This window comes from Sporosarcina sp. Y838, assembly GCF_056786515.1.
In genome coordinates this window covers 259,734-271,732 of record NZ_JBXCJD010000002.1, presented here as the reverse complement: position 1 = coordinate 271,732, position 11,999 = coordinate 259,734, and the positions used below count along the sequence as shown (strand labels likewise).

Sequence of the window (11,999 nt, the reverse complement as noted above, 5' to 3'; positions counted from 1 at the left end):
AAGTGAAAAAATAACAAGATGGGGTGAAAAGTTGATCAAGAAAAAGCACAATACTAAACTATTGAAAGCTGTTATGGCAGGAGCGGTGGCATTAACACCTGTAATTGCAATTGGCTTGAATGTCGACAAGGCGAGTGCAGCGACCGGAAATGAAGAGGTAGACACACTAATCTCGAAATTAAATGCTGCATATGATCAATTAAACGCAACACAAAAGGGTCAATTACATTCTGCTTACAAAAAAGTAAATGACCAAGTTTCAGGAGGTTCTTGGAAGTCAGATTTAGCGGCAATCGCTAAAAAAGATATTACAGGAGCCCAAAAAGTAGCCGTTGAAAAAGTAGTGGGAGAATTAGTAGTCCTATTGGCAACATCGTCAACCGGTTATAACATGGAACAAGCATTTATTAAATTCAATGCAAGTATTACCAATGAGGATATCAAGGCAGCTTTCGGTAGCGATATAACTAAAGCTCAACTTATTGGATTTTTAGTTTATGTTGAATCAAATGTTTTCGATAAATTGAATACATCACAACAAAATTCTACATACTTTGATGTGTTTGAAAAAGTTATGATTGAAACATTAGACAATAATGTGCAAAGACCAGTTGCTCTAGCTATTGCCCAAAATGTGAATGTGGCTCAAGTTAAGCCGCTATTACAGAAAATTGTATCTAGTACAGGAATTACTGCTGAAGAAAAAGCGGCATTTATAGCTTTAACTAAAAAATATGTTCCTGGTGGCGAGGTAACTCCAAATCCACCAGTCAAAGGTGATAAAGAAATAATCACTGATAAGAACACAATTGAAAATTCTCCACAATCTGTAATTGATTTAATCAATAAAGCACCGAAACTAGAGAAATTAGTTATTAACATACCTTCAAACGCTACGGAAATCAGTATTCCTGTTAGTGTGTTGAAAGCTCTAGAAACAATAAATGCAAAAGCAGTCATTCATGTAAATTATGGAGATGTTTCATATGGATTGCCGGTAAAAGCAATCGATGCAAATGCTGCTGCTGAACAATTGGGGGCTGCGGCTTCTGATTTGAAGTTGGTTATTACAGCGAAAACAGTAGACGTTCCAGCAAAAATCAAATCAACTTTCAAAGTGCTTTCCGAAACAGTGGACTTTGATGTGAAGTTTGTAGCTCCAAACGGCAAAAATGTTGCAGTTAACGTATACCCTACACCGGTCAAACGTACAATACCTGGGACAAACCCTCTTGATTTACAGACAACTGTTGGCGTAACTGTAAATGCTAATGGTACAGTGACAGCGATTCCGACATATGTTGTAGACAACAAGGAATCAGCAGACCTCTATCATTCTGGAAACACCGATTATACGTTGGTGGAGTATTCTAAAACGTTTATAGATGTGGACAAAGGTGCAAATTGGGCGGAACAATATATTGAAAAATTGGCTTCCCGGATGGTCGTATACGGTAAAACAGATGCAAAATTTGAACCTACTACAACGATTACACGCGGTGAATTTGCGGTAATTCTTTCCCGCGGTTTGGGAATTGTTTCTACTAATACAGACAAGAATATTTTCAAAGACGTATCTAATAAACAATCATTCAATAAAAATAACGAAATCGCAGCGGTTGTTGAAGCTGGAATCGTATCAGGCTTCGGAGATGGTACATTCCGCCCATTCGAAGAAATTACACGCGATCAAGCTGCAATCATGATTAGCCGTGCAATTAAATATGTCGGAGATGAGAAAATAACATTTGATACGAATAAGAAAATTTCTTCATTCAAAGACTACGCGAAGATTGGCGCTTCTTCCCGTCCACACGTTGAACGTATCTATCAAGCGGGTATCCTAAGCGGATTTTCTGATGGTACATTCCGTCCAACTGCGGATGCAGACCGTGCACAAACAGCAAAAATTCTTTACTCTTTCTTAGCTTCTGTAAAATTCATTAACTAATTGACTACAAGTTAACGATAATAATAGAAACAGAAACAGCTCCATTCGGATTAAGAAGCCGAATGGAGCTGTTTTTTAAATCCAGAAATTATTTATCAGAGTAGTGTCCGATTCCACTCCTGCACCCACCCGTATCGCGTGGGAGACCGCCCATATATCGAGAGTGTGCGCCCGAAGCTTACGTCGTACCGCTCATATATCGTGAGAAACCGCTCAATCCCGCGATGCGACTAACAAACCTCCAACCACCCCTTACCCAATCACAAAAATCACTCAGAACTCTGACCCGGCACCACTGTCTGCACGCCCCGCCGAATGAAGACAAACGCCCGCAAAAAAACAAAACGCAAGACAACCCCACCACCCAGAACTATCCCAAAATGTCGAATAGTGCACATATGGGTACTCCTCATTCTGCCTTTCTGGTAAACTAGTAATTATGAACAGAATGAAAGGGGTAGCTTATGAATAAGAAATTGAAGATTATCTTATCAATCCTACTAATTGTCATCTTGGCCACCGCGGGGACACTGCTTTATTTCTTTAAATTCAAAGAGTACGATGTTGCGGATGAAGAAGTGACGAAAATCATCGAAGATCCGTATACGCTTGAATTACCGGACGGAACGACGATTACATTGGACGGAAATGGAGAACTAGTGGAATCCAAGGGGAACGCTGAAGCGCCTGGCAACGAGGGGACGTCGTCTGACGGAACCGCGATGGAAGACAGAAAAGCTGAAGGAAGCACTACAGAAGGCAGTAAAACAGCAGGATCCGCTACAGACACCACCAAAGTAGAAGGAACCTCCACAGGCAGCAATACCACCGAAGGAACCAACACAGACACCAACACAGACACCAACAAAGCCGAAGGAACCACACCCGGCAAAAAAGTCCCTACCGCAACAACAGGGGGCAGCAACACCAATATAAAAACATCAGTCAGTTCCGTCAAACAAAAATACGTCCCAACCCTAGAAAACCTCCAATCACAAGCCGATGCCAAGCTGAATACATTGGTGGGTCGTGCGAAGAATGAGTACAGTGCGAAGAAAGCAAACGGGGAAAAAATCAGCTACGGTTATTTTTACAATAAATACGCAGGTGCTGCAGAGGGACTTGAAGCAAATACCGATGCAGTATTCAATGGCGTCATCAAAGCAGTGGAGAAAGATTTAGTAACAAACGGTTACGATAAATCCTACGCCCAAAACTTAGTCGATGATTACAACGCGGCGAAAAAGGCACGAAGAAGCAGTCTATTGAACAAAGTAACTGGCTTATAAAATGGAAAAGGCAAGAGTCGCTTTACTCAGCGGGCTCTTGCTTTTTTTCTCGATTTTTTCGGTTTCGGCTGTTTCAACAAGATGAGCGTACGTAAAATGACAAGGAACACAGCTGTAAGGGGATTTCTTTCTGTTTGCCGATAAAAGCAGACAGCATAACCATTAATTATCAAAGTATCCAACCACTGAACAGTCAACAATAAATCAATAATCCCTAAAGTATTGGAAATTCAGGGAAACATCCCTATATAAATGGTATAATAAAACTGTATTAAATAGGAAGATAGAAGTGGTAAACACGTTTTAATCATAGTCAACTACCCACCACTTAAACGTAAACAATTGTTGAAATGGGGGCTTGAGAGAGTCCAAGTTGTCTAGCCTTAGTCTTTGATAGACTACGTTGGTTCGGTAATCACACCCTGGAATAATACCCTAGTTCCTTGCACTGTGTCGGCACTGTAAAAGCTCTGTTGGGTCGGAGCGGTCAACCGAAATTGGCGACATTTAATGTCGGAAGCCTTACCAACATTGGCAAAGGGTTACAAACTCCAAAAAAGGAGGGAATACGTCATGCTCGTATTCGTACTAAATCGGCACGGGGAAGCACTCATGCCTTGCCAGCCGAGGAAAGCAAGAATGTTACTGAAAGAAGAAAAAGCGAAGATCATCAGTTATCAGCCGTTTAGAATCCAGTTATTGTTTGGGTCCAGCGGCTACAAACAGCCAGTTACAATCGGTACGAAACTTGGAACCAAACATATCGGCATTGCGGTTACATCCGTTGACCAAGTACTTATAAAAGGTGAAGTCGAGTTACGGACCGATGTGAAAAGACTGCTCGAAACACGTAAAATATACCGGCGCTTTCGCAGACAGCGAAAAACCAGATACCGGAAAGCCCGCTTCCTGAATCGAAAGAAGCCGAAGGGGTGGTTGCCACCGAGTTTGGCAAGCCGAGCAGATAATATATTTCGTTGGATTCATCGTTTCCGCATTTTGCTGCCGAACCCGACGATGCATTTCGAAATTGGCAAGTTCGATTTGCAGAAGATCATAACTCCAAGCGCTGAGGGCGTTAACCAGCAATTGAATCATCGTGCTGGATATTACGAAGTTCATTATTTCGTACTCGCACGTGACAACTTTACATGTCAAGTATGTCAACAGAATAACAAAATATTAAACACCCATCATATACACTATAAAAATGAAGGTGGCAGCAATTCTGCAAATAACCTAATCGCCGTTTGCACCGATTGTCACACGAATGAAAATCATCGACCCGGCAAGATTCTTTGGAAATGGATGCAAGGTGAAAAAAAACTGCGTGTTTACAAAGAATCCCCTTTTACAAATAGTTTGCGAAACCGCCTTTTTCGACAATATCCGGATGCGGTAATTTCGTATGGCAGCGAAACGACGCCACATCGTAAAAAGATTGGGTTAGAAAAGTCACTTGTAAACGATGCCATCGCAATAACAGGGATTCCAACGATCAGGAAAGCCACCAAAACATCCTTCCAGATCAAGCAGTTCCGTAAAAAAAAGCGAAGCCTGCATGAAGCGACTGCACGTAAAGGACGGAAGCTGCCGAACACCGATAGTAAGCGCAACGCGAAGAATACCAAGGCATCCGGAGGTTTTTTTCTGAATGACCTAGTGCAAACACCTTGCGGAACCACCGGCTACATCAGTGGCTTCACAGGAAAAAACGCCTGTTACGTCAAGTCAATCAGTGGCGAGTACATCGTTATTCCAGAAAAAAAGTACAAACAGCAACCGCTTTCGGGACTGATAAGGCGAAGTCACCAAGGCAATTGGCGCTATCAAATCATCCATAACGAAGAGACAGTCTATTGAACAAAGCAATCGGTCTTTAAATTGAAACAAGCAAGAGCCGCTTCTCAGCGGGCTCCTGCTTTTTTTCTCGCATTTTTAGGTTTCAACTTATTCCGCGGATTCTCCACCCACAAAATACGCAATTAACGCATCCGACCAAGCCGCAACCCCAATCTCAGTAGGAATCTGCGCATCATCAACAAACGTCAACAAGTCATCCGACCCCGTATCCGGCCAATTAGCCCAATGATCTAAATAAGGAATCCCGCGCACCGCTGTGAACTTCTCAAGCGCCGCAATTTGCGTCAAATAATAACCCGCCTGGTAAATTGGTTGGGGCGGTGTCACAAGGAAAGAGACATCCGCTACATGACTCTCCGCGAGCGCCTGCACGTCAAGTAGATGCTGCTGTTCATCTTCAATGACGACGATACCGTTATTGTGCAACGTGAATGGCTCGTACAGGACAATGTCATAACCCGAATCCCAATCAATTTCCCCGCTCTCAAGTACCTCCGCGACAAATTGTTCGGACGTCATAGTAAACGTCGACACATCAAGGCCAATTAAATCGCCATACACCTCTCCAAGCACACTCGCAAACCGATCCGCTGCACCCGCAATCGCATCGGAACCAACAATCAGCATCTGGACAGATTCACCGGCTTCTGCGCGGGAAACAATCACCTCAAGCGTTCCTTCATCAAGTGTCGCGCCAATCTCCCGTATGTCCTCTACACTCAACTTCTGTACGGGTGACGTCTTTTTAGCCGATACCCCATCACTTTCAAGCGCTTTCTGTGAATCTTCAGTCCCCTGACCACTACGCGCCCCTGCACTTCGGACTTTTTCTTGCCGAGTCGAAGCGCTGAACCAAAGGAGTCCCACACAAATGACGGAAAGAACAATTACTAAAATGGATTGACTCTTCATACCTGCACCTCTTTACTTACGTTTTAGAATAGCTATAATATCCCATAAAGATTGTGGATAATTGTTACAAAAATAAATCCCTTTATGATATACTAGGGCAAAGTTCTACAATGTAAACGTAAAGGGGAAACTATAATTCATGGAAGAAACAATCAGTTTACAAGAATTAGTCAAAACACTGAAGAAACGGCTTGTGTTGATCATCAGCGCAATCATTGTTGCTGTAACCATTGCCGGAGTTGTCAGTTACCTCTATTTGACGCCGATCTACCAAGCAACAACACAAATCCTGGTCAATCAAGAGAAAAAAGAAACACAACAATTCAGCACCCAGGACATTCAAACGGATCTACAACTCATCAGTACATACAACGTCATCATTAAAACGCCAGCAATCCTGTCGAAAGTGATTGACAATCTAGGCCTTGATACAACGCCTGCTGGACTCGCTGCTAAAATTTCAGTGAACAGTGAGCAAAACTCACAAGTACTGAACATCAGCGTCCAAGATCCTGAAGCCTATGTTGCGGTGGATATTGCCAACACGACCGCTGAAGTGTTCCAAGTCGAAATCCAAAAGTTGATGAATGTCGATAACGTTAACATCCTATCGCCGGCAGTCCTTGCGGAAAACCCATCACCCATTAAACCAGATCCACTACTCAACATGGCAATTGCCGCAGTGATTGGTCTGATGCTAGGTGTAGGGATTGCATTCCTGCTCGAATACTTGGATACATCAGTGAAGACGGAGCAAGATGTAGAAGATTTGCTAGGCTTGCCGATACTCGGCCTTGTAAGCGTAATTTCGGAAAAAGATGTACCAGGCGATAAAGGTGCCTTAAAAAGTAGAAGGAAGAAGAGGTGACCGTCATGTTCAACAAGAAAAAAAAGTCCGTACAAGCGGTTGCGCGTAAACTTGTGACCAGTGTGAATCCGAGGTCAATCGTTTCGGAACAATTTCGCACGGTCCGGACCAACATCAACTTCTCAATGCCGGATAAGGATATAAAAACACTGCTGATCACATCGGCCTCTCCTGGGGAGGGCAAGTCGACGTGCGCTGCAAACATAGCCATCGTCTTTGCGCAGGAGGGGAAAAAAATCCTACTCATTGATACGGATATGCGCAAACCCACAATGCATTACACATTCCACACGATAAATTCGACTGGATTATCCAACTTATTAACTAGGAAGTGGGACCTGCAAGATGTCCTGGTCCATACGGAAATCGAAGGGCTAGACCTGGTCACATGCGGTCCGATACCTCCGAACCCTGCGGAATTGCTAGGCTCCAATACGATGGATGCGCTGATTGAAGAATACGCTAACAGCTATGACATCATCATTTTCGACGCGCCTCCGCTTCTATCTGTTGCCGATGCACAGATACTCGCAAACAAATGCGACGGTACAATCCTTGTGCTCAATTCGGGGGAAACTGAGAAAGCAAGTGCTGTCAAAGCTAAAGAGGCATTGGTGTCATCGAATGCCAATATCATTGGTACTGTGCTGAATAATTTTGTTTTGGAAAAAGACCACTATTATTACCAATATTACGGAAATGGAGAGCAAAAAGATTAATTAATCTTTTTGCTCTTTTTCCTTTTTGAGTAGAAACTTCGGGAACGGGGTATTGCTTATGGATACCTGTCACTTATGCTACTTAATAAAAGGAGAGATTTTATGATCGATATGCATAGCCATCTTCTATTCGGCGTCGATGACGGCGCGGAGACGATAGAAGATACATTAAGAATTGTGGAAATGGCAGCAACAGAAGGGATTACGGACATGATTGCCACGCCGCATGCATTCAGTCCGCACTTCCACGTATCGCGCGCTGAAATTGAAAGTCAGATTGGTTTGCTACAAGACACACTTCGGGCGGCTAAAATAGCTGTTACCCTTCATAAAGGTCAAGAAGTTCGACTATGCGATGACCTCTTAGAAAAACTAGCAACTAAAGAAGCGCTAACACTCGCGAACTCGCGCTATCTGCTACTTGAACTTCCGTCACAAACGGTACCTGCATATACCGTGAATATGATTCAGGCCCTGCTGTGTGAAGGCTACATCCCGATTATTGCGCACCCTGAACGCAATCGAGCGATCGCGGAAAAACCCGAACGGCTTGAGCGGTTGGTTAGACACGGGGCTTTAGCTCAAATCACAGCAGGAAGTGTTGCTGGGCATTTTGGAAAGAATGTGCAAAAATTGTCTATCCAATTATTGGAGGCAAACTTAATCCACACTTACGGATCAGACGTCCACAATTTGAAAACGAGGCCATTACTATACAATTGCGGGCTTGACTATATGGATAAAAAGAAGCTACATAACATTGCAGACATCTTGCTAGAAAACAATGAACGTATTTTACAAAACAAGCCTTTATTTTTACTGGAACCTGAAGAATTCCCTGTAAAAAAGTGGTGGCATATTAGTTGATAAGATGATATCATTAGTTGCGATAGAAATGGTAAACTAATAAGTATATAGTAACAGTCATGAAGTCTCTAATAGATAAGTCGAACTAATAAATCTACATAATCTGAAGCGAAGGCGGCTACTGGGGTAGACGAAACACTAAGCCGGACAGTGATTTCCTGTCCGGCTTAGTGTGGGTGGAATACCTAGCGCCAAGCGTTATAGGTAGGATTCTTTATTACTCTATTGTTACATATAAAACTACTGTGAAAGGAGAAATCACTGCAATGTCAATGTCCATGAACAAAAGAATGAGTCTACTAGTCATTGTTGACTCACTAATCGTATTGTCATCCATCTATATTGGTTATTATATATTGCATCCATACATCAACATCTTCACAAACAAAATGTTGTTCATCAGTGTCATTGCAATCTTCATTGCACATCATACATTCGCGTGGTATTACGGACTCTACCGCAAAGCATGGTCTTATGCGTCTATCGGGGAATTGAAGTCCATATTCAAAGCAGTGACGTTAACAATCATCGTCGTCGCGTTTGTGCAAATTGCCGTGATGCAAGATGTCTATATGAGAGCACTGGCCCTTACATGGATGCTGCACATCTTGCTCATCGGGGCATCGCGGTTGTCATGGCGCGTTTTCCGGGATACGTTCAATCGCCATGGAGACTTAGATGCCAAACGAACACTGATCATTGGTGCGGGACAAGCCGGCAGCATGATCGTGCGTCAACTGTCGCAAAACCCTGATTCAGGCATGAAACCAGTCCTTTTTGTAGACGATGACCAAGCGAAACACGGCTTAGAAATTTACAATGTAAAGGTAGCGGAGGGCACGAAACAAATTCCCAGCCTTGTCGAAACACATGATATAGAGAAAATCGTCATTGCGATTCCTTCCATGACCAAACAGCAAATGGCTGATTTGATGAAAGTGTGTATCGACACGGGTGTCAAGACACAAACCATTCCACGCATTGAAGACTTAATGACTGGGAAGGTATCCGTCACGGATATGCAAGACGTCAAGATTGAAGATTTACTCGGCCGAGATGAAGTCCAACTCGACTTGAAAGCCATCGCGGACAAGTTAACTGGTAAAACAATACTTGTCACTGGTGCAGGCGGTTCCATCGGTTCTGAAATTTGTAGGCAAGTGAGTGCATTTAGACCGAGTCGCTTACTCCTTTTAGGACATGGTGAAAGTTCGATTTACAATATAGACATGGAACTGCGTCGAACAGTTTCAACTGATATCGAAATCATTCCAATTATTGCGGACGTGCAAGATCGCATGCGCATTTTTGATATCGTCAGCGAATACAAACCAGACGTCATGTACCATGCAGCTGCGCATAAGCATGTTCCTTTAATGGAAGCAAACCCAATGGAAGCCGTGAAGAATAACATCTTCGGTACGAAGAATGTCGCAGAGGCAGCAGATACATTTGGTGTCCCACACTTCGTTATGGTATCGACCGACAAAGCAGTCAATCCACCCAACATCATGGGTGCGACGAAGCGCTTTGCTGAAATGATTGTGCAGAACCTGGCGAAGGATAGCACAACAAAATTCGCCGCAGTGCGATTTGGCAATGTACTTGGGTCCCGTGGCAGTGTTGTTCCTTTGTTTAAGAAGCAGATTGCCAGAGGGGGTCCAGTAACGGTTACGGATCCTGAAATGACACGTTATTTTATGACAATACCTGAAGCTTCGCGGCTTGTTATTCAAGCGGGAACGCTTGCAGCTGGTGGAGAAGTGTTTGTGTTAGATATGGGTGAGCCTGTGAAGATTGTGGATCTCGCGAAGAACCTGATTAAGTTGTCGGGGTATAGTGAAGATGAGATTGGGATTGCGTACTCGGGGATTCGACCTGGGGAGAAATTGTTTGAAGAGCTGTTGAATGACAATGAACGGCAGAGTGAGCATGTCTTTCCGAAGATATTTGTTGGGAAGGCGGAACCGGTTAGTGCGCTTGAGATGGAGTTTGTTTTGAGTAGGGTGCTTGAGATGGATAATCAAGAGCTGAAGGAAACGCTTGTTGGGTTAGCTAATCGTAAAATACCCGTGGTTAAGAAGGAAGTTACGACTGCTTAAAATGGACGGCGGGTGGCTCTTGGCAACGACACCTAAGTAAATCACTATATGGAGGTGAAGCATTGGCGCATATAACGTTTGATTATTCGAAAGCAAGTTCTTTTTTCGGGAGTTATCAACTCTCCTTCTTGGAACAGACAGTGAAATCCATCCATCAAGAAATGCACAGCGAATCTAGTGTTCATAGAGAGTATTTAGGATGGGTAGACCTTCCTGAAAACTATGACAAAGAGGAATTTGAACGTATTCAAGAAAGTACCCTCCATATTAAAGAAACGAGTGACGTTCTTCTTGTGATTGGAATCGGCGGCTCCTACTTAGGCGCTCGGGCAGCCATTGAGATGCTGAACCATAGCTTCAACAATATGCTGCCTAGCGACAAAAGAGGATATCCTCAAGTCATTTTCGTTGGTCATAACCTTAGCTCTACTTACATAACACATGTCATTGAGTTTTTAGCAGAGAAGGACTTTTCTATAAACATCATATCAAAGTCTGGTACGACGACAGAACCGGCAATCGCTTTCCGGATTTTCCGAAAGCTGCTTGAAGAGAAATATGGAAAAGAAAAAGCAAGAAAACGAATCTATGCGACAACAGATAAACAACAGGGCGCTTTAAAAAAACAGGCCGATAAAGAGGGGTATGAAACATTCGTTATCCCAGATGACATCGGAGGCCGTTATTCAGTATTGACCGCTGTTGGACTTTTGCCGATTGCAGCAAGCGGAACAGACATACGCAGCGTTATGGCGGGTGCCATGCATGCACAAAACGAGTTAACAAACCCGTTGCTGGAAGAGAACGCAGCCTATCAATACGCGGTGATCCGCAACATCCTGTTTCAAAAAGGCATGGCCATTGAAATGTTCGTGTCGTATGAACCAGGCTTGCATTATCTTGCAGAATGGTGGAAACAGTTATTTGGCGAAAGTGAAGGGAAAGACCGTAGAGGGATTTTCCCTGCCTCCGCCAACTTCTCGACAGACTTGCATTCATTTGGTCAGTACATTCAAGAAGGCCAACGTAATTTGTTCGAAACAATCATTAAAGTAAAAGAACCTATCTGTGATTTGCTAATCGAAAGTGATGAAGAGAATATAGACGGCTTGAATTATTTAGCTGGAAAAACGGTCGACTATGTGAACAGCAAAGCATTTGAAGGTGCATTAGACGCACATATAGAAGGCGGCGTACCAGGCTTGGTGTTTGAGATACCTAAGATGGACGCTTATACATTTGGATACTTGGTGTATTTCTTTGAAAAAGCCTGTGCGATGAGTGCTTATTTATTCGGTGTGAATCCGTTCGATCAACCAGGCGTGGAATTGTATAAGAGTAATATGTTTGAGTTGTTGGAGAAGCCGGGGTATGAAAAGATAAAAGAGGATATTACTCTAGAAACAATTAGTGTCCGGGAATATTAAC

9 protein-coding genes are annotated in these 11,999 nt (G+C 43.2%); 8 read left to right on the top strand and 1 reads right to left on the bottom strand.

Annotated elements, in window-relative coordinates; all coding sequences use genetic code 11:
• Positions 1-31 precede the first annotated feature (31 nt).
• From AC1TO4_RS04020 to iscB, 3 genes are all read left to right on the top strand, one after another.
• On the top strand, positions 32-1,951 hold the full coding sequence (locus tag AC1TO4_RS04020; protein WP_482104263.1) for an S-layer homology domain-containing protein: 1,920 nt from the start codon (positions 32-34) through the stop codon (positions 1,949-1,951).
• Positions 1,952-2,415: 464 nt separating this feature from the next.
• A complete protein-coding gene (locus AC1TO4_RS04015; protein WP_482104262.1) occupies positions 2,416-3,240 on the top strand; it encodes a hypothetical protein in 825 nt (274 codons plus the stop codon).
• A gap of 573 nt (positions 3,241-3,813) precedes the next feature.
• The gene (iscB, locus tag AC1TO4_RS04010; RefSeq protein WP_482104261.1) at positions 3,814-5,103 is read left to right on the top strand and encodes an RNA-guided endonuclease IscB; all 1,290 of its coding nucleotides are present in this window, start codon (positions 3,814-3,816) and stop codon (positions 5,101-5,103) included.
• Positions 5,104-5,190: 87 nt separating this feature from the next.
• On the opposite strand, the gene AC1TO4_RS04005 is transcribed toward iscB, so the two are convergent.
• On the bottom strand, positions 5,191-6,015 hold the full coding sequence (locus AC1TO4_RS04005) for a hypothetical protein (protein ID WP_482104260.1): 825 nt from the start codon (positions 6,013-6,015) through the stop codon (positions 5,191-5,193).
• 139 nt (positions 6,016-6,154) lie between these two features.
• Between AC1TO4_RS04005 and AC1TO4_RS04000 the strand changes: the two genes are divergently transcribed.
• The 5 genes from AC1TO4_RS04000 to AC1TO4_RS03980 all read left to right on the top strand — a co-directional run bounded on the left by AC1TO4_RS04000 (position 6,155) and on the right by AC1TO4_RS03980 (position 11,998).
• Entirely contained in the window at positions 6,155-6,883 is a 729-nt protein-coding gene (locus AC1TO4_RS04000; RefSeq protein ID WP_482104259.1) for a YveK family protein, read from the top strand.
• 5 nt (positions 6,884-6,888) lie between these two features.
• Entirely contained in the window at positions 6,889-7,602 is a 714-nt protein-coding gene (locus tag AC1TO4_RS03995; RefSeq protein ID WP_482104258.1) for a CpsD/CapB family tyrosine-protein kinase, read from the top strand.
• A gap of 102 nt (positions 7,603-7,704) precedes the next feature.
• Positions 7,705-8,469 (top strand): tyrosine-protein phosphatase, encoded by a 765-nt coding sequence (locus AC1TO4_RS03990; protein WP_482104257.1) that lies wholly within the window; start codon positions 7,705-7,707, stop codon positions 8,467-8,469.
• Positions 8,470-8,741: 272 nt separating this feature from the next.
• On the top strand, positions 8,742-10,571 hold the full coding sequence (locus AC1TO4_RS03985; RefSeq protein WP_482104379.1) for a polysaccharide biosynthesis protein: 1,830 nt from the start codon (positions 8,742-8,744) through the stop codon (positions 10,569-10,571).
• Positions 10,572-10,633: 62 nt separating this feature from the next.
• Positions 10,634-11,998: a glucose-6-phosphate isomerase gene (locus AC1TO4_RS03980; protein ID WP_482104256.1), complete on the top strand. Its 1,365-nt coding sequence runs from the start codon at positions 10,634-10,636 to the stop codon at positions 11,996-11,998.
• Position 11,999: the final 1 nt, after the last annotated feature.

What these genes read in the sequence shown, in the direction of transcription:
- AC1TO4_RS04015 (WP_482104262.1), top strand. Translation starts at nt 2,416, where the DNA reads ATGAATAAGAAATTGAAGATTATCTTATCAATCCTACTAATTGTCATC.
- iscB (WP_482104261.1), top strand. Translation starts at nt 3,814, where the DNA reads ATGCTCGTATTCGTACTAAATCGGCACGGGGAAGCACTCATGCCTTGC.
- AC1TO4_RS04005 (WP_482104260.1), bottom strand. Translation starts at nt 6,015, where the DNA reads ATGAAGAGTCAATCCATTTTAGTAATTGTTCTTTCCGTCATTTGTGTG.
- AC1TO4_RS04000 (WP_482104259.1), top strand. Translation starts at nt 6,155, where the DNA reads ATGGAAGAAACAATCAGTTTACAAGAATTAGTCAAAACACTGAAGAAA.
- AC1TO4_RS03995 (WP_482104258.1), top strand. Translation starts at nt 6,889, where the DNA reads ATGTTCAACAAGAAAAAAAAGTCCGTACAAGCGGTTGCGCGTAAACTT.
- AC1TO4_RS03990 (WP_482104257.1), top strand. Translation starts at nt 7,705, where the DNA reads ATGATCGATATGCATAGCCATCTTCTATTCGGCGTCGATGACGGCGCG.
- AC1TO4_RS03985 (WP_482104379.1), top strand. Translation starts at nt 8,742, where the DNA reads ATGTCCATGAACAAAAGAATGAGTCTACTAGTCATTGTTGACTCACTA.